The following is a 15,673-nucleotide window of genomic DNA, read 5'->3' as shown; positions in this document are numbered from 1 at the left end:
GTTTTCTATTATATTTAGAGGAGGTTTTGCAATGACATGGACAAATGTATTAGCCATGCTTGTATGGACTGGAGCGAGTGCAGTACTTTTATTTGCAATTATGTGGGTTGATTCAATTTTTACAAAATACAATGATTTAAAAGAAATCAAAAATGGAAATACAGCTGTAACAACTCGTTTTATTATGAAATTATTTGCACAAGGGTACATTTTATCCCAATCAATTACGAAAGCAAATGACTTATGGCAAGCACTTCTTGCATCAGCAGTTTCTTTCGTTATTTTATTAGTGGTAGAAATGTTTATCGAATTCGTATTAAAGAAAATGTCTGGTCTTGATTTAGAAGAAGGTACGAAAGAAGGTAGCGTTGCACATGCGATGTTAGCTGGATCATTACATATTGTTGGTGCACTTATTTTAGGTGCTTGTTTATAAAGAGAAAAGGAGGGGTAAATCATGAGTTTATTTAAACGAATTAAAAATATAATGAAAAGCCCAGAGCCACCGAAGCCGGAAAAGAGTCTTTTAACGTTAGCTCCTGGCGATATGATTGAAGTGTCATTAGTTATGTATGAATTAATTGGGAAAACGAGTATGCATTCGCGTAAGGAAATTGTTTTGACATTGCAAGATGGAAAAGACATTCGTTATTTAAAAATTGAAGATCGTGAAAATACGTATTACAAATTATATACACCAATTGATGGTCGCTTAGATTCAATTGATGAAATTCCGACGACAATTGAAATGGATGATACCGAGTACCATATGGAAGAACAATATAACGGACGTGTTGTTGTTATGGGAAAAACTCCATTCTCAGCTTCAGAAGAACAGTACGTATGGGAATTCCAATCAGATAATCGAAAATTATTGCGTATTGAATGGCAAAATGGTCGCACAATGATGTATGAGGGAGAAGCAATCATTCCTGCTGATGTACAAATTATAAGAGCAACGTAAGGGGGCGTAATCATGTCAAACCGATTGTTTACCATGATTAAATCGTTTGTAATCCCTATACTTGCTATCGTTATATTACTTGTTGTTGCTGGTTATGCCTTATCAGGTTGTCAAGGCGGGCAGACAAAGTCGATTCAAGACCGTTATCCACTTGAATCTGTTGCCAAGGAAGGTAAACAAGAATCTTACGTGTATAGGGCCGCCAATCGGTCAGTTCCTGAAGTAGCGAAGGAACTCATTAACGAAAGAGAACCGAAGCAAGCATCTAAAGAAGACGAAAATCAAATGTTCCTCGTTTATTCTGATAAGATTTATAACCTGCAAAAGGATAAAGAGAAACCATCTGATACGTTAATTGAAATAAGTAATAAAGAATTTGTCCGTCAAAATTACCAACCGTCCTTCTTGCAAGGATATATTATGGGTAGCATATTAAACGATATATTCGGTTCAAAAAGATCATCATCCGGTGATTACCGAGGATATAATGACAGACAAAATCATCAACCAGTTATTCCAGAAAGACCACCTACGAAAGAAGAAAAGAAAACCCCACCTCCAATTACGAAGGAAGGGAAAGGATCTATCATTAAGCGAGGCGATAATGTAGATTCGAAACCATCAGTAGGTGATAAGGGAAGTATTACTGAAAAAGGAAGTAATACGACGCCCCCACCTTCTACTGGAAGCAAGGGGAAAATTACGAAAACACCAGGCGGTTCAAGCGGATCAGATGTGAAGCCAAAATCATCTATTAAAACGCCGCCAAGGAATACATCTCCTCCGAAAACGAGGGTCGGTGGTTCAGGTAAGATTACGAAGAGAAGATAGTGTAGAGACCGAAAAGTGTAAATTGCTTTTTGGTCTTTTTTGTTATGGGAATTAATCCCTTTCAGTTGGTACGATTTAGGCATAAGGGGGCGAGTAAAAATATATCAGCGATTATTAGAATATATCGACCGTAATTTAAAATATATCAGCGATTATTGGAATATATCGACCACAACTCAAAATATATCAGCGATTATTGAAATATATCGACTTACCGACAAAAACTGACAACGATAGCAACTTAATAATAAACAGAGGGTGTGCCAAAATTTTGGCACACCCTCTGTTTCATAACGATTAATGAATATCACGTTTCTTGAAATTACCGCCTTTTACTTCTGCTACGTCATAAACTGTAATAAAGGCGTGTGGATCGATTTCATTAATAAGTTCTTTCATTTTACTTTCTTCTAAACGGTTAATTACGCAAGAAATTTCTTTGAATTTCTCTCTTGAATAACCACCGTATACTTCGTTATATGTTGCACTTCGGCCTAAACGATCGCGAATTGTTTCTACCATTAATTCAGGCTCTTTTGTAATAATTTTAAATGCTTTTGAACCACTTAAACCAACTTCAACGATATGAATCACTTTCGAAGCGATAAAGTAAGCAATTGCGGAAAGGATAGCTCCTTGAAGACCGAATACCGTTGATACGAAAATAAATACGAACATGTTTAAGAATAAAATAAGGTCACTCGTTCCAAATGGTAACTTACGAGAAAGCAATACAGCAAGCATATCGATCCCATCTAATGCCCCACCGTTACGTAATGCTAGTCCCATACCAAAACCGATGATAATACCACCAACAACTGTAACTAATAATGTATCGCCTTCAATAATAGCTGGTATTCCGTGCATGACAACGGTACCTACTGCTAATGAAGCAATTCCGATAATAGAATAAATCGCAAAGCTTTTACCGATTTGCTTATACCCTAACCAAACGAAAGGAATGTTAATAACTGCGATTAGAGCTCCTAATGGCAATCCAAATAATCTTGAACTAACGATACTTAAACCAGTCACACCACCGTCTGATACGTTATTTGGAATTAATACTGCTTCTAATCCGTACGCTGTGATAAATGCCCCAATAATAATCATCAAAGCTTTTGAAGCAATTTTTAGCTTATTGGGCTTGTTTTTGATAATTTTCTCCATATAATTTCCTCGTTTCAAACTAGTTTCTTATTTGTTACGTAATTCACACCTAAATTTTATTTTAACATTTAATTTGAAAAAATTCTCCTTTAATGGATGTATGCAGGGAATATTATCACCATATTATCTTTAAAATATTTTTGAAATCAGTATAAGAAATCCCATCCTTTCAAAGGATGGGATGCTATTAAGAAAATATAAAACTAAGTACTGATACGAATAAAGCGAAACCTAAAATAGTTCCACATATTTTCATATGGCGCTTACGTCCCATTACGACAATCGCAACATATTCGCGAATCATTGCGTTAGGCCAGTAATAAAATGCAGTTTTTGACCCGATTCCTTGGCTATTAAGACCAGCTTGTCTAGCGTATATGCCAGCGCGGAAAAGGTGGAAATTATTTGTGGTAAAAATACTTTTATATTTACCTTCAGGTTTTAAAGAATCCATAATTTCTTTAGAGAACAACATATTTTGATATGTGTTTACAGAGCGATTTTCTTGCACCGTATGTTCAAGAGGAATTCCTTTTTCAACAGCATAATTTTGCATTGCTTCTGCCTCTGGAAGACCTTCATCTGGACCTTGACCACCAGAGAAAATAATTGTTGGTGGTGTATTTACAGCTGCTTGTTTCCAATAGAAGTCGATAGCTTTATTAATGCGGCTTGCAAGTAATGGTGGTACTTTATCATTAATTAAGCCGCTACCAAGAACGATAATGAAATCTTGATTACGTCTTGGTCTGTTGAATTGGTATAAAAAATATGCGCTTAAGAAGTTAGATAAGTGTATAAAGAAATAGAAGCTTATAAGAGAAATAGCTGCAAAAATAGGCTCTAAATGCGATGAGACCAAACTTGCTGGGTTTATGATAGGGAGTAACATAAAGAATAACATCCCTAAAGCAGCAAGGAGTGTTAAACAGTTAGTGAACCGTCTTCCTTCTCGCTTCATTAAAATTCTAGCATTAAGAAATAGCCCAAACATTAAAGCAACAATACCGAAAGGAAGCATAATAAGAAGTGCTAAAATAGGTAAAATTATAATATAGCGTAGGACATCACTACTTGAATTTACAGATATAATCACACAAAAAAGAAGGAAAAAACAGACAAAGGAATTAAATAAAAAGCCGTTTATTATTTTTCGCGGATCTTTTAAATATGAGATAAGAAAAATAATAAATAATATAAGAGGAATAATTCCGAAATACATCATAAATATAGTACACCTCAATTTGTATAAGAATTTGACATACCTTTTATATTACATGATTTTATAAGTTAAAATGAAAGAAAAAGGATTTTGAATTTTCTCAATAAAATATATGGATACATATGTTACAATATATTCAAAGCGATATATTAAAAGTAAAATGGTTGAAAAGGCACTCAATAGAGTGCTTTTTCTTTTTGTATGCAATTGTGCATATTATATTTTTTTTCAAATGAAGAGGATTACAATATAATTTGTAGACAGACTTTATAAAGCAGAATTTAATACAAACATTTCCCTCTACTTTTTGTATCTAACAATCGTATAACAATAAATAATTCTGTTTTATAGTGTCTGTTTTTGAAAGGTGTCTTTTTTGAAGGCACCTTTTTTTATTAGTATAGATAATTTTCACTGTTAGCATAGTGTAAACTATCTATACTAAACATTAGCAATCTTCCGTATAAACATTATCAATTTACTATATATTCCAGTGGTGTTAACCTACATATGAAAGGCTTTCTTTTTCAAAATATTACCCCTAATAAAATTTTGAAGAAGTCAACTGTCTCCAAACTTGTCTTTATGCTTAAAGAAAAAGCACTCAAATTGAGTGCTTTTTCTTATTGAAACATGCTATTTTTCTAGGCGATTTTCATAAAATAAAAGTAAAGAAATGAAAGTGGGTGACAAAATGCCGGCAGTTGTGGAAGGTGTTATTATTGAAAACTGCAATGGAACAATTAATGTAGGGGATAAATATAACGTACAGCCGATTGAAAAGACGAAAGCTTATAATGGATCGGGATCATCAAATACAGGAATGAAAGTACAAACGTTTAGCGGGATTAGTACGGCGGATGTAAGGGATAATGATGCGTATGATCAAGTTATTCAATCAACGTTATAATTTTAAAATGCAAAATTGCATAAAGTAACATGTTTGTTGTATGTTACACTCTAGCTGTGAGCTGTTAATGATTCTTCTGTATTATAGTTGTTAGATTAGAAATATAACATCTTATCGAAAATCATACGTACAAAAAAAGACACTTCAAACGAAGTGTCTTTTTTTACTTTAGTGATACCCTTTAGCAGAGTCTTTATGAATTTTATTTTTAAAAATACTGTAGCTCCAAAGCTGATATCCAATAACGATTGGTACCATAACCATTGCAACGAAGAACATAATTTTTAAGTTTAATTGACTACCAGCTGCGTTATATAACGTTGTACTGTATGCATCGTTAATACGAGATGGTAACATTCTTGGGAACATACCTGCAAAGCCAGTTGTCATAAACATTGCGATTGTTAGGCAAACGAATGTGAATGCAAGGCCAATTTTATGTTTGTACACCATAATAAGTGCGAGTACACTCATTAGCATTGCAAGTACTGGAAGAATGAATAGTACCGGATATTCCGTAAAGTTTTGGAATAAGTTTGTCCGATTAGCAGTTGCTACATAGAAGATAGCTAAAATAATAGCAGCTGCCATTGAAAATGGTCTTGCGATTTTATAAGCACGATCAGATACTTCACCAGTCGTTTTAATCATGACCCAAAGGGCACCGGATACGACAAATATAGCAGTGAAGAAAAGACCACCTAATATACCGTAATGGTTTAGTAAGCTAAGTAAATTTCCTTCATAGCCATTTTTTCCGATTTGTAGTCCGTAATAAAGATTAGCGAACGTAACACCGAATAAGAAGGCGATTAGGAAACTGCCAATTGCAAATGCCCATTTACAAGTTTTTTGCCAAATTGGTGAATCATCTTTATGCATGAATTCCAGTCCAGCGGCACGAGCAAATAGTGCAAGTAATACTAAGAATAACGGTGTATATAAATAACTAAACATATTAGCATATGTGACTGGGAAGGCAGCAAATGTTGCGCCACCAGCTGTAATTAACCATACTTCATTACCGCCCCAGAACGGGCCAATTGCTTCTTGTAATTGATTTCGTTCTTGTCGGTCTTTCGTAACGAAAGGAAAAATCATTCCGTTACCAAGTGCATACCCGTCAAGAATGAAGTAAACTGTCCAAATCACGCCCCATAAACCGAACCAGATGATTGCAAGCATATCATGAGACATGAGCTACACCTCCCTCAGTAGCAGATTCTTCTAATGCGGCAGGTCCTTTTTTCGCGAACTTCAGCATTAAGTATACGTCTGCGATTAAAAGTAAAGTGTAGAATAAAATTAAACTAATTAATGAGAACCAAATTTGCGGGACAGATATAGGCGATACAGATTCTGCTGTACGCATTAGTTTATATACTGTCCATGGTTGGCGACCTACTTCAGCGACAATCCATCCTGCGTTAATCGCGATATAAGGAAGTAAGACAGACCATATTGTAATTTTTAAATAACGTTTTGAGTTTTCTAGTTTTCCTTTTCGGTTTAAATAGAAGCCATACCAAGTTAATGCCATAAAGAACATGCCGAGTGCAACCATTAAGCGGAAGCTATAATACACGAGGTTAACATTTGGACGTTCATCTTTCGGAATATCTTTTAAACCAACAATTTCGCCATTAAATGAATTTGTGTAGAAGAAGCTTCCGAGTTTTGGAATCGTAAGGAATTCAAAGTTCTTCTCATTTTTTACATCAGGAATTTGAACAATTGAGAAGCCTTGTCCTTTTCCAGTTTCCCAAACTGCTTCCATCGCAGCACCTTTTGCGGGTTGATATTTAGCTGCTGATACACCAGATTGATGTCCCATAAACGGTGTAATTGTTGCGGCGAATAAGCCTAACATTAAACCAAACTTAAATGATTTTTTGAAGAATTCTACTTCATTTTTACGTAATAAGTGATAAGCACTAATTGCCATAACGAAGAAAGCACCTACAATATAACAACCAATTACAGTATGGAAGAACATGTTCCAAGCGTATGGATTCGTAACGAGTGCCCAGAAATCATTTAATTCAGCGCGGCCGTTACGCACGACGTATCCAACAGGGTTTTGCATAAAGCCGTTTGCTGTAATAATCCAAAGGGCGGAAATGTTTGTTCCAAGTGCAACCATCCACATACAGAAGGCACGAAACTTTGGTGAAATTTTGTCTTTACCGAATAACCATATTCCCATGAAAGTAGATTCTAAGAAGAAGGCAACAAGTGCTTCAATTGCGAGAGGGGATCCGAAAATGTCTCCCATATATTTGGAGTACTCAGACCAGTTTGTTCCAAATTGGAATTCCATCGTAATCCCGGTTATAATCCCCATTACGAAGTTAATTGTAAATAATTTACCCCAAAAATTTGCCATTTTACGGTATGTTGGATTCAATGTGCGGGCGTATTGAGTTTCCATACATGCTACTAAAATGACAAGTCCGATTGTCAAAGGTACAAATAAAAAGTGATAAAAAATAGTAATTGCAAATTGAAAACGACTCAGTAACAGAACGTCGGACATAATAAATATTCACTCCTTTTTTACATTATCTACAATCAGTTTATAGTGAAAATACGTTTAAAGTATGTGAAACTTGTTACAAAGATGTGTGTATATTTTGAAAGAATTATGTCGATTATCTGAAAATATCTTATTTTTACTATAAAGCGATATCCTTTTTGAGTTTTTCATATTTTGGTACACTATTTATGTAGTGTAAACGAGAGAAAAGAGGGTCCTTTACTATGAAGTCATTAGAAGAGATTTTGCAGTACAATGAGAAATTTGTTGAAGAGAAAAAATATGAAGAGTTTGTAGCGGGGAAATTTCCAAACAAAAAAATGGTAATTATTTCTTGTATGGATACACGACTTGTTGAACTATTACCAAAAGCGATGAATATGCGTAACGGTGATGTGAAAATTATTAAAGTAGCAGGCGCTGTTATTTCACATCCATTTGGAAGTATTATGCGTAGTATTTTAGTCGCTGTATACGAACTTGGCGCTGATGAAGTATGTGTAGTTGGTCACCATGATTGTGGTATGGCAAAAATTCAAGCAAGCAGTACGATTGAGAGAATGAAAGAACGCGGTATAACAGAAGAGAAATTAGATATGCTTCGTTATTCTGGAATCGATTTAGAACAATTCTTGCGCGGTTTCTCTAGTGTGGAAGAAAGTGTAGAACATAGCGTATCAGTACTTCGCAACCACCCATTACTTCCGGAAGAAGTACCTGTTCACGGTCTTGTTATAGATCCTGATACAGGAAAATTAGATTTAGTTGTGAATGGTTACGACAATTAAGAATTTACTTTGTCATCCTTTTTATCTGGGACAGGATCAAATCCTCCCGGGTGGAAAGGGTGACATTTTAATATACGCTTACAAGTAAGCCAAAAGCCTTTGAATGCACCATGTTTTTGAAACGCTTCTAATCCATAATGAGAACAAGTTGGATAAAAACGGCATGTTGGTGGTGTCATCGGAGAAATGAACTTTTGATAAAAGCGTATAATCCCAATAAAAATCTGTTTCATAACGGTCTCCTTTTCAGCATATTCTTAAAGTATTATAGCACGACTGTACATAATACTTTACTAATGTGCATTTCCGTTATATCATATTGGATATAACGGAATTAAATTAAAAGCGGGAGAGATGTTGTATGCCATCAGTAGAAAGCTTTGAATTAGATCATACGATTGTAAAGGCACCTTATGTAAGACATTGCGGAGTTCACAATGTAGGTAGTGACGGTATTGTAAATAAATTCGATATTCGTTTCTGCCAACCGAATAAACAAGCAATGAAACCAGATGTTATTCATACGTTAGAGCATTTATTAGCATTTAATTTACGTAAATATATTGATCGTTATCCGCACTTTGATATTATCGATATTTCACCGATGGGCTGCCAAACAGGATATTATCTTGTAGTAAGCGGAACACCGACAGTACGAGAAATCATTGATTTATTAGAACTAACATTAAAAGATGCGGTTCAAATTACAGAAATTCCGGCTGCAAATGAAACGCAATGTGGTCAAGCGAAGCTTCACGACTTAGAAGGAGCACAACGCTTAATGAACTTCTGGTTAAGCCAAGATAAAGATGAACTTGAGAAAGTTTTTGGATAAAAAGAAAAACTGCCTGTGAAAGGGCAGTTTTTTTATTGTGCTAAGAGCGACCATACTCTTCTTTTGTATGAAAATATATTAGATACTCCAACATATAAAATAAAGGCAGAACAGAGAAAATAAACAAATGCTTTCGCTTTTTGTTGCTTCTTTATTTCATCGATTCCAAAAAGGATACACATAATACTTAAAAGGATAGACACGTAAGGTAAAAGAATAGTGAAGTTTGCAAAGAAGCTAAATAGGGCGAGAGAAAGAGCGATAGTGGCGATTATAATTTGAATGTTTTTTAACATGGAATCCCCCTTAAGTAGAAAGAAATAGTTACTGAGAGAAAATAATTATAAATGCTAAATTGGTCAAAATTTCATTCTACATATAACGAAAGTAGTTTGATATTAAAAAGAAGAATATGAGACTGGAAACGAAAAAATACGGGATACTCATTGATTTTCGTCCGGATTTCAATTCATTAATTCCTAGAAGAATAAAGAAACAACTGAGAATAAATTGTACGTATGGGAGAAGTGAAAAATTATCGGTAACATGGATATAAGTGCTTAGAATGAGTAAGAGAAGCATGAGAAATGCTAAAAAACTCCGTAATATAGTTAGAGTTAGCATTGTATAGCCTCCTTTAGACCATTTACTAGAATATTTCTGTGAAACCAATAAATAAAGCAGCGGCCCCTGCTAGTAGAGCGAGCAGACTACCTCCTGTTTGTCGTTTTAATATTTCCTCTAAACTTATGGTGAGGGCCATACCTCCTAAAAAGATGAACATATAAGGCATTATTTCTCTACTACCAGTAAAAAATCCATAGATTGCTATAGATAAGGCAATAAGTGATAAAGTAATCCGACCCCCTTTTAGCATAAAAGACCTCCTCTATTTTATGTAGGTAATAATGAGAACTATCCAAATGAAAGCACCGGCAATAATACAAATAAATCCAGTTGCTAATTCCTTTTTCTTTATTTGTTCAAATGCGATGAGAAACATTAAAGCCCCTAATAGAAATTGTGAAAGAGGTAAAAAATTATTTTGACCTGTATATAATCCAATTGCCGACATAACGATCACAGTGAGTGCTACTATGATGCGAAGTATACGAAGCATATTAGGAATTCTCCTTATTCTTTTTTGTATAAGGATTGTCTTCTAGTTTATCGACGGAATGTTTATAAGCATAGCCTTTATTAATTGTCATGATGGAGAGTACGAGGATGATTAGGACGATGATAATACCGATAATTAATATTTTGAACATAAAATCCCTCCTTTTCTTTATTTTACATAATTTTGTAATTGATGAAAACAATAGAAAATAAAAGGATGAAAGAAGGGTGTTACATGGAGACGAAAAAAACATATTATATATCAATAGGAAATGGTCAAATTTCACAAGTGAAGACGGCGGATACGTATAATTTTGAGATTTCCGCAAATGATGAGGAAATTACGGAATTAAGAGAGCACTTTGATCAAGCATATGTAGAAGATTTAGGGTCATTTGTACGCTCCCACGTTCCATTTGTTGAGTATCATCACGATTCAAATAATGACCGATATGATGAACAACTACAAAAAGCATATAAAATGATTTACGATTTAGGAAATCATGAGACGAAAGAATTAGTCGCGCAAATGGGAATAATCAATGGATTGTAATTGGATAATATTATGCAGAAAAGCGAGAATATGCTACAATTTGTGGTAGGAAAAACTTGTAACCATCAATAGGGGAGTAATGGCATGTACAAATTTAAAGATTATTACCACAACACTGTACAATTATCGTTTGAACGTTATCCATTTTCTCCTGAGCCAAAGCATGTTTGGGTTGTATGCCGGTACGGGGATCAATGGTTATTAACGCATCATTTACGTCGCGGTCTTGAATTTCCAGGTGGTAAAGTAGAACTAGGGGAAACACCGGAAGAAGCGGCAGTTCGAGAGGTTCATGAAGAAACCGGCGGCATAGTTTCTGATTTAACTTACTTAGGACAATACAAAGTATCTGGAAAAGACAAAATAATCATTAAAAACATTTATTTTGCAACAATTAGTGCGGTAGAAGAACATACGCATTACGAAGAAACGAAAGGGTCTGTTTTATTAAAAGACATTCCTGACAACATTAAAACGAATAGAAAATTTAGCTTTATAATGCGCGATGACGTATTAGCGCGTACGATGAAACATATAGAAGAAATCGGCTGTTTTACGAAGTAAAGTAGCCGGTTTCTTTTTTTTGTATGTAAGAATAAATGTAAATATATCTTTATATTATTTTGGGTATATTATACAATTTTGTAAAGATATATTTACATTTTAGGAGGGGAAAGATGGATAAAAGAAAAGAAACGACTGTTACTGTTTCGATGGTTAAATTAAACTTTTCTTTATTTTTTATAATAATTGCTTTGTCGTTTGGAATTGGTTATTTGCATATATTTCTTTCGGGTGGGGGCGGATTAAAGTTTCACTTTATCTCCACCTCTAAAAACGAAAGCACCTCCAACAAATCATCTACGATACGTGAATGCTTAAAATTCCCCCAAAACGAATCTTTTTTCCAAACACCAAGAATCCCTACTTGTTCAGAACCAAGCACATCGTTTTCTGGATGATCTCCAACATAAAGACATTCTTCTGCCTTCACATCTAGTCTTTGCAAAGCACGTTCGAAAATTTCAGGATGAGGTTTTTTAATTCCTTCAGCTTCTGAAACGAGAATGGTGTTTGTATACGTATGTATATGTAGTGCTCGAAGGTTGCTCATCTGAAATTCAGTAAAACCATTTGTAATAATACCAATTTTAATGTTTCGCTGTTTTAACTGTTGAAGTAGTTCATGCGTGTTTTTGAAAGGAATACAATGATGTTGGAAGTTTGTAATATAGTCGTGTAGTAGTTGTTCTTGCGTTAAAGTAGTAATGTTGTATTCGGAAAGGAGAGTAGCATATACTTTATCCTTCCACGTATAGCCATTATTATCGAGTTCAAGAAATCGAGAACAATACTTTGATTTCTCTATGCTCTTCAAATGTGAGGCGAAGCGATTATATTGCTCACAAATAAATTGTTCTAAAGATTGGCGCCGATCTAATAGTGTTCCATCTAAGTCGAATAAGATTGCACGAATCATGGGAAGCCTCCTTGCAGTTTTTATAATTAATTATCGCATATTCGTAAAAAAATGATTATGATATTTTGTAGAATGGAATAATGGGGGATTGTATGAAGAAACTGTATGGCAAGTTAGTGTGTTGTATTATAGCAAGCAGTTTAGTTGCAGGATGCGAGAGTGCTATCGAGGTTACGAAAGAAAAAGAAATTTGTAAAACAGAAGAAGAGTGCACGCAAATAGGAGATAAAACATTACAAAAAGTATATAAAAAGATAGAGGGACTTTCAGAACTTGAAAAAGTAGAGGATTATGACATAGAAGAGTATGAAAGTATGAATATGAAAGAGGCGGAACAGAAAAAAGAAGAGGATGACAATTACTTCTTTTTAGCTTCTTATTATATCGATGATGATGAAATTGTAGATCCTTATTTTGAGAAATTGGATCGTAAGAGATTGAATAAAGTTTTTGCAGATGACAAAGTAGCAAAAGATGATTTGTTAAGCCAGCGGCAAGATAGAGAGTATCATGAAACGTTATGGGACATGTACCGCACTCTCATTCCAGTGAAATATCGTGAGAATATAACAGGGTTGGATTTAATAACGGATGGTTATGACGGCGTTGTTGCCCATGTCATGCCAAGTATGGATGACCCGAGAGATTGGTTGCTTAGTTTAGACGTGCTCGATTCTGGGGTGAATATAGATGAAGTGATGAAAACATTAATTCATGAAACGGCTCACGTATTAACGATTGGGCATAAACAAGTACCAGTGGATAGGAAATATTTAGAGGCGTTTGATGAAGAGAAAGACATTTCATCATATCGAAATAAATGTAAAACGGTGTTCTTGAAAAATGGATGTGCGAGAAAAACTTCGTATATTAACCAATTTTATAATGAATTTTGGAAACCAATTGAGCAAGAGTGGACAGAAAAGAAAGTAGAAGAAAGTGAAGAGGCACAAATTGAATTTTATAAAGAAAAGCATGATGATTTTGTATCGCTGTATGGAATAACAAATGTAACGGAGGATATCGCAGATACATTTACAGCGTTCATTTTACAAGATTCAAAAAAGGTGAAAGAAGGAACAGAGTTAAAATATAAAAAAATTGCTTTCTTCTATCAGTTCCCTGAGCTTGTAAAAATGAGAGCGGAAGTGCTGTCGGGATTATATGATGTTTCAAAAACGATAGAACAACAAAGTGGAGACTAATGTGAGGTATGCTTTCGATATAGTTTCGTTAAAGAAAAGCGTGAAGAATTTTTAATTCTTTGCGTTTTTTTTATGTTGATAAAATTGAAAATTCTGTATTTTTATTAAAAAGAAGAAGGAACTTTCGGTATAAAATAGAATTAGTATAAAAATGTCACAATTTAGACACAATTATAATGCGCGTGTTGTAGGGACTATAAGTTTACTCTCGAGGAGGTAATGAAACGTATGAAAACGATTCTTGCTGTTGCTGGTCTCATTTGGGTAATGTCTCACGGTTTTCCGATTTTTGAAGGGGAGCAAATTCGTAGTGCTTTGAATGAAAAGTTTAATGATTATCATGTGATAGATCGAAAAGATAATGTCGTTACAGTACGTGTGAAAGACTGTTTCCATACAGTTACGGTTGCGGATGGAAACATTACAAATGAAACGAAAATGTGTGATAAAAGGTAAAAGAAAGAAGCTGACTATAGCGCACTGTTTTGAGTCAGCTTCTTTTTCTTTTTCCAATTAGAATTTTTTCAAATGCCTCAACAAATACATACATAAGAGTTGCAAGAACACATGTGAGTAGTACGCTAAGTAAGACGAGTGTGAAGTTAAAGACTTGGAATCCGTAGCTAATTAAGTAGCCAAGTCCTTGTTTGGAAACGAGAAGTTCTCCGAAAATAACACCGACCCAGGATAAACCAACATTTACTTTTAACGTTGAGATAATTGCTGGAAAGGATGCAGGGAGAACGACTTGCTTATAACATTGCCATTTATTTGCGCCAAATGTGTCCATCACTTTTATATAGTTAGAATCGACTTCTTGAAATGCACTGTAAATAACGAGAATGGTAATGATGATGGAAATGATTACTCCCATTGCGATAGAAGATGAAATGTTTGGACCGAAAATAACGATGATGATTGGACCGAGTGCAACTTTTGGCATTGCATTTAGGACGACGAGGTAAGGATCAAGTACGCGGGCTAGAAGTGGCATCCACCAAAGAAATGTGGCAATAATAGCACCGAGTACCGTTCCGAGAATGAAGCCTACTCCTGTTTCCAGCAATGTCGTCCATATGTGGACCCAAAGTGAACCGTCGATCCATTTCGTTAAGAAGAGATCCCAAATACTCGAAGGAGAACTAAAGAGTAAAGGATCGATCCATTCTTTTTTGCTAGCTATTTCCCATAGTGCAAAGAAAAGAATAAGTAGTAAAAGCTGTAATGAGCGAGCAATCCAAGCACGCCTGCGTTCTTTCTTTCGAAATTGTTCATGTAGTTGTTTTATATTATCCAAGTCGTTCCAGCTCCTTCCATATATCTTGAAAGAGGGCTGGGAAATCGTAGTGATGGCGTGCTTCTAACGGTGATAAAGAACGGATACTTTCCGGGACGATAAAGGTTTTTGCGATTTTTCCAGGATTCGCTTGCAGTAAATAAATACGATCACTCATCGCAATCGCCTCTTCAATATCGTGAGTAACAAGTAGTGATGTTTTCTTATATTTATTTAGTAAGTTGAAAACGAGTTCTTCTAGTTTTAATTTCGTTTGATAATCGAGTGCGGAGAATGGTTCATCTAGTAATAAAATTTTCGGATCAGTTGCTAACGTTCGAACGAGAGCAGCACGTTGACGCATACCGCCGGATAGTTCACGAGGATATTGTCCTTCTACCCCATGTAGACCGACTTGTTTTAAAAGATTTAAAGTATGTTCTTTCATCTGTTCATCATAAATCTTTCGAATATGAAGTCCAAGCATAATATTTTCTTCAATTGTTTTCCACGGGAATAAGTAATCTTGCTGCAACATATATCCCATAGATGAAGTTTTCGTTGTAATTGGTTCACCATCTAAAAAGACGATACCATCAATTGGATCAAGTAGTCCAGCAATGATTGAGAGGAGCGTTGTTTTACCGCAACCACTTGGGCCGAGTATAGAAATAAATTCGCCTTCTTCCACTTGTAAGCTCATATCTTCGAGAATAAGTTTGGCATTCTCTTTTGCGAAAAAACAGTGAGAAACGTTACGTATTTGTAAAAAACTCATACACTT

22 protein-coding genes and 1 pseudogene are annotated in these 15,673 nt (G+C 35.0%); 11 read left to right on the top strand and 12 right to left on the bottom strand.

The window, feature by feature from the left end:
* The first annotated feature begins 31 nt into the window (after positions 1–31).
* The 3 genes from ACS2CR_RS01530 to ACS2CR_RS01520 are packed head-to-tail and all read left to right on the top strand — an operon-like array spanning position 32 to position 1,795.
* Positions 32–436, top strand: a complete 405-nt coding sequence (locus tag ACS2CR_RS01530) for a DUF350 domain-containing protein (protein ID WP_000220321.1) — start codon at positions 32–34, stop codon at positions 434–436.
* Positions 437–457: 21 nt separating this feature from the next.
* The gene (locus ACS2CR_RS01525; protein WP_000051746.1) at positions 458–964 is read left to right on the top strand and encodes a DUF4178 domain-containing protein; all 507 of its coding nucleotides are present in this window, start codon (positions 458–460) and stop codon (positions 962–964) included.
* 12 nt (positions 965–976) lie between these two features.
* Entirely contained in the window at positions 977–1,795 is an 819-nt protein-coding gene (locus ACS2CR_RS01520; RefSeq protein WP_000071185.1) for a DUF4247 domain-containing protein, read from the top strand.
* Between the two features lie 297 nt (positions 1,796–2,092).
* Here the strand turns inward: ACS2CR_RS01520 and ACS2CR_RS01515 are convergent, their stop codons facing one another.
* Together ACS2CR_RS01515 and ACS2CR_RS01510 are read right to left on the bottom strand one after the other, a co-directional pair.
* A complete protein-coding gene (locus tag ACS2CR_RS01515; protein WP_000411244.1) occupies positions 2,093–2,965 on the bottom strand; it encodes a YitT family protein in 873 nt (290 codons plus the stop codon).
* A gap of 187 nt (positions 2,966–3,152) precedes the next feature.
* Positions 3,153–4,190: a YdcF family protein gene (locus tag ACS2CR_RS01510; protein ID WP_000990102.1), complete on the bottom strand. Its 1,038-nt coding sequence runs from the start codon at positions 4,188–4,190 to the stop codon at positions 3,153–3,155.
* A gap of 673 nt (positions 4,191–4,863) precedes the next feature.
* Between ACS2CR_RS01510 and ACS2CR_RS01505 the strand changes: the two genes are divergently transcribed.
* Positions 4,864–5,097, top strand: coding sequence for a spore germination protein (locus tag ACS2CR_RS01505; protein WP_002062565.1), 234 nt, complete (start codon positions 4,864–4,866; stop codon positions 5,095–5,097).
* Between the two features lie 168 nt (positions 5,098–5,265).
* Here ACS2CR_RS01505 and cydB read toward each other — a convergent pair whose 3' ends face one another.
* Together cydB and cydA are read right to left on the bottom strand one after the other, a co-directional pair.
* Positions 5,266–6,294: a cytochrome d ubiquinol oxidase subunit II gene (cydB, locus tag ACS2CR_RS01500; RefSeq protein ID WP_000017662.1), complete on the bottom strand. Its 1,029-nt coding sequence runs from the start codon at positions 6,292–6,294 to the stop codon at positions 5,266–5,268.
* Positions 6,284–7,633: a cytochrome ubiquinol oxidase subunit I gene (cydA, locus tag ACS2CR_RS01495; protein ID WP_053514589.1), complete on the bottom strand. Its 1,350-nt coding sequence runs from the start codon at positions 7,631–7,633 to the stop codon at positions 6,284–6,286. Before cydA ends, cydB begins: the two co-directional genes overlap by 11 nt.
* Before the next feature lie 224 nt (positions 7,634–7,857).
* On the opposite strand from cydA, the gene ACS2CR_RS01490 reads away from it, so the two are divergent.
* On the top strand, positions 7,858–8,421 hold the full coding sequence (locus ACS2CR_RS01490; RefSeq protein ID WP_000838164.1) for a beta-class carbonic anhydrase: 564 nt from the start codon (positions 7,858–7,860) through the stop codon (positions 8,419–8,421).
* On the opposite strand, the gene yidD is transcribed toward ACS2CR_RS01490, so the two are convergent.
* Positions 8,418–8,654, bottom strand: coding sequence for a membrane protein insertion efficiency factor YidD (gene yidD / locus ACS2CR_RS01485; RefSeq protein ID WP_000809330.1), 237 nt, complete (start codon positions 8,652–8,654; stop codon positions 8,418–8,420). The two genes, ACS2CR_RS01490 and yidD, sit on opposite strands and share 4 nt — an antisense overlap.
* 128 nt (positions 8,655–8,782) lie before the next feature.
* On the opposite strand from yidD, the gene luxS reads away from it, so the two are divergent.
* Complete coding sequence (luxS, locus tag ACS2CR_RS01480) at positions 8,783–9,256, top strand: S-ribosylhomocysteine lyase LuxS (RefSeq protein ID WP_001141371.1); 474 nt, start codon at positions 8,783–8,785, stop codon at positions 9,254–9,256.
* A 32-nt stretch (positions 9,257–9,288) separates the two neighbouring features.
* On the opposite strand, the gene ACS2CR_RS01475 is transcribed toward luxS, so the two are convergent.
* The 4 genes from ACS2CR_RS01475 to ytzI form a co-directional block, all read right to left on the bottom strand.
* The gene (locus tag ACS2CR_RS01475; protein ID WP_053514591.1) at positions 9,289–9,552 is read right to left on the bottom strand and encodes a YczI family protein; all 264 of its coding nucleotides are present in this window, start codon (positions 9,550–9,552) and stop codon (positions 9,289–9,291) included.
* Between the two features lie 353 nt (positions 9,553–9,905).
* Entirely contained in the window at positions 9,906–10,133 is a 228-nt protein-coding gene (locus ACS2CR_RS01470) for a DUF3953 domain-containing protein (RefSeq protein WP_000911652.1), read from the bottom strand.
* A 12-nt stretch (positions 10,134–10,145) separates the two neighbouring features.
* Complete coding sequence (locus tag ACS2CR_RS01465; protein ID WP_000944457.1) at positions 10,146–10,376, bottom strand: DUF3953 domain-containing protein; 231 nt, start codon at positions 10,374–10,376, stop codon at positions 10,146–10,148.
* Position 10,377: 1 nt separating this feature from the next.
* Positions 10,378–10,527 carry a YtzI protein gene (gene ytzI / locus ACS2CR_RS01460; protein WP_000472791.1) on the bottom strand — a complete coding sequence of 50 codons (150 nt, stop codon included), beginning with the start codon at positions 10,525–10,527 and terminating at the stop codon, positions 10,378–10,380.
* Positions 10,528–10,610: 83 nt separating this feature from the next.
* Here ytzI and ACS2CR_RS01455 point away from each other — a divergent pair, with 83 nt between their 5' ends.
* The 3 genes and pseudogenes from ACS2CR_RS01455 to ACS2CR_RS01445 all read left to right on the top strand — a co-directional run.
* Positions 10,611–10,928, top strand: a complete 318-nt coding sequence (locus tag ACS2CR_RS01455) for a hypothetical protein (RefSeq protein ID WP_000448409.1) — start codon at positions 10,611–10,613, stop codon at positions 10,926–10,928.
* Between the two features lie 84 nt (positions 10,929–11,012).
* Positions 11,013–11,492 carry an antimutator 8-oxo-(dGTP/GTP)ase gene (gene mutTA, locus ACS2CR_RS01450; protein ID WP_000276385.1) on the top strand — a complete coding sequence of 160 codons (480 nt, stop codon included), beginning with the start codon at positions 11,013–11,015 and terminating at the stop codon, positions 11,490–11,492.
* A gap of 113 nt (positions 11,493–11,605) precedes the next feature.
* Positions 11,606–11,728, top strand: a pseudogene (locus tag ACS2CR_RS01445) (DUF3267 domain-containing protein); the annotation flags it as partial.
* Between the two features lie 14 nt (positions 11,729–11,742).
* On the opposite strand, the gene ACS2CR_RS01440 reads toward ACS2CR_RS01445, so the two are convergent.
* Positions 11,743–12,408 carry an HAD family hydrolase gene (locus ACS2CR_RS01440; protein WP_000617254.1) on the bottom strand — a complete coding sequence of 222 codons (666 nt, stop codon included), beginning with the start codon at positions 12,406–12,408 and terminating at the stop codon, positions 11,743–11,745.
* A gap of 92 nt (positions 12,409–12,500) precedes the next feature.
* Here ACS2CR_RS01440 and ACS2CR_RS01435 point away from each other — a divergent pair, with 92 nt between their 5' ends.
* Positions 12,501–13,613: a hypothetical protein gene (locus tag ACS2CR_RS01435; RefSeq protein WP_000737830.1), complete on the top strand. Its 1,113-nt coding sequence runs from the start codon at positions 12,501–12,503 to the stop codon at positions 13,611–13,613.
* Between the two features lie 228 nt (positions 13,614–13,841).
* Positions 13,842–14,069 carry a hypothetical protein gene (locus tag ACS2CR_RS01430; RefSeq protein WP_000849112.1) on the top strand — a complete coding sequence of 76 codons (228 nt, stop codon included), beginning with the start codon at positions 13,842–13,844 and terminating at the stop codon, positions 14,067–14,069.
* 34 nt (positions 14,070–14,103) lie between these two features.
* On the opposite strand, the gene ACS2CR_RS01425 is transcribed toward ACS2CR_RS01430, so the two are convergent.
* Both ACS2CR_RS01425 and ACS2CR_RS01420 read right to left on the bottom strand, forming a co-directional pair.
* Positions 14,104–14,910 (bottom strand): ABC transporter permease, encoded by an 807-nt coding sequence (locus ACS2CR_RS01425; protein ID WP_000368771.1) that lies wholly within the window; start codon positions 14,908–14,910, stop codon positions 14,104–14,106.
* Complete coding sequence (locus tag ACS2CR_RS01420) at positions 14,903–15,667, bottom strand: ABC transporter ATP-binding protein (RefSeq protein ID WP_000009025.1); 765 nt, start codon at positions 15,665–15,667, stop codon at positions 14,903–14,905. The genes ACS2CR_RS01425 and ACS2CR_RS01420 overlap by 8 nt, the downstream gene beginning before the upstream one ends.
* Positions 15,668–15,673: the final 6 nt, after the last annotated feature.

Origin of the sequence: Bacillus cereus group sp. BceL291, assembly GCF_051776705.1 — a bacterium.
Lineage (GTDB): Bacteria > Bacillota > Bacilli > Bacillales > Bacillaceae_G > Bacillus_A > Bacillus_A cereus.
Note: the sequence above shows the minus strand (reverse complement) of the source record. Positions and strands in the feature narration are given on the sequence as shown.

What these genes read in the sequence shown, in the direction of transcription:
- ACS2CR_RS01490 (WP_000838164.1), top strand. Translation starts at nt 7,858, where the DNA reads ATGAAGTCATTAGAAGAGATTTTGCAGTACAATGAGAAATTTGTTGAA.
- ACS2CR_RS01520 (WP_000071185.1), top strand. Translation starts at nt 977, where the DNA reads ATGTCAAACCGATTGTTTACCATGATTAAATCGTTTGTAATCCCTATA.
- ACS2CR_RS01530 (WP_000220321.1), top strand. Translation starts at nt 32, where the DNA reads ATGACATGGACAAATGTATTAGCCATGCTTGTATGGACTGGAGCGAGT.
- cydA (WP_053514589.1), bottom strand. Translation starts at nt 7,633, where the DNA reads ATGTCCGACGTTCTGTTACTGAGTCGTTTTCAATTTGCAATTACTATT.
- ACS2CR_RS01515 (WP_000411244.1), bottom strand. Translation starts at nt 2,965, where the DNA reads ATGGAGAAAATTATCAAAAACAAGCCCAATAAGCTAAAAATTGCTTCA.
- ACS2CR_RS01420 (WP_000009025.1), bottom strand. Translation starts at nt 15,667, where the DNA reads ATGAGTTTTTTACAAATACGTAACGTTTCTCACTGTTTTTTCGCAAAA.
- ACS2CR_RS01455 (WP_000448409.1), top strand. Translation starts at nt 10,611, where the DNA reads ATGGAGACGAAAAAAACATATTATATATCAATAGGAAATGGTCAAATT.
- ACS2CR_RS01525 (WP_000051746.1), top strand. Translation starts at nt 458, where the DNA reads ATGAGTTTATTTAAACGAATTAAAAATATAATGAAAAGCCCAGAGCCA.
- ACS2CR_RS01465 (WP_000944457.1), bottom strand. Translation starts at nt 10,376, where the DNA reads ATGCTTCGTATACTTCGCATCATAGTAGCACTCACTGTGATCGTTATG.
- ACS2CR_RS01510 (WP_000990102.1), bottom strand. Translation starts at nt 4,190, where the DNA reads ATGATGTATTTCGGAATTATTCCTCTTATATTATTTATTATTTTTCTT.
- ACS2CR_RS01440 (WP_000617254.1), bottom strand. Translation starts at nt 12,408, where the DNA reads ATGATTCGTGCAATCTTATTCGACTTAGATGGAACACTATTAGATCGG.
- ACS2CR_RS01435 (WP_000737830.1), top strand. Translation starts at nt 12,501, where the DNA reads ATGAAGAAACTGTATGGCAAGTTAGTGTGTTGTATTATAGCAAGCAGT.
- luxS (WP_001141371.1), top strand. Translation starts at nt 8,783, where the DNA reads ATGCCATCAGTAGAAAGCTTTGAATTAGATCATACGATTGTAAAGGCA.
- ACS2CR_RS01430 (WP_000849112.1), top strand. Translation starts at nt 13,842, where the DNA reads ATGAAAACGATTCTTGCTGTTGCTGGTCTCATTTGGGTAATGTCTCAC.
- ACS2CR_RS01470 (WP_000911652.1), bottom strand. Translation starts at nt 10,133, where the DNA reads ATGCTAAAAGGGGGTCGGATTACTTTATCACTTATTGCCTTATCTATA.
- yidD (WP_000809330.1), bottom strand. Translation starts at nt 8,654, where the DNA reads ATGAAACAGATTTTTATTGGGATTATACGCTTTTATCAAAAGTTCATT.
- mutTA (WP_000276385.1), top strand. Translation starts at nt 11,013, where the DNA reads ATGTACAAATTTAAAGATTATTACCACAACACTGTACAATTATCGTTT.
- ACS2CR_RS01475 (WP_053514591.1), bottom strand. Translation starts at nt 9,552, where the DNA reads ATGTTAAAAAACATTCAAATTATAATCGCCACTATCGCTCTTTCTCTC.
- ytzI (WP_000472791.1), bottom strand. Translation starts at nt 10,527, where the DNA reads ATGTTCAAAATATTAATTATCGGTATTATCATCGTCCTAATCATCCTC.
- ACS2CR_RS01505 (WP_002062565.1), top strand. Translation starts at nt 4,864, where the DNA reads ATGAAAGTGGGTGACAAAATGCCGGCAGTTGTGGAAGGTGTTATTATT.
- cydB (WP_000017662.1), bottom strand. Translation starts at nt 6,294, where the DNA reads ATGTCTCATGATATGCTTGCAATCATCTGGTTCGGTTTATGGGGCGTG.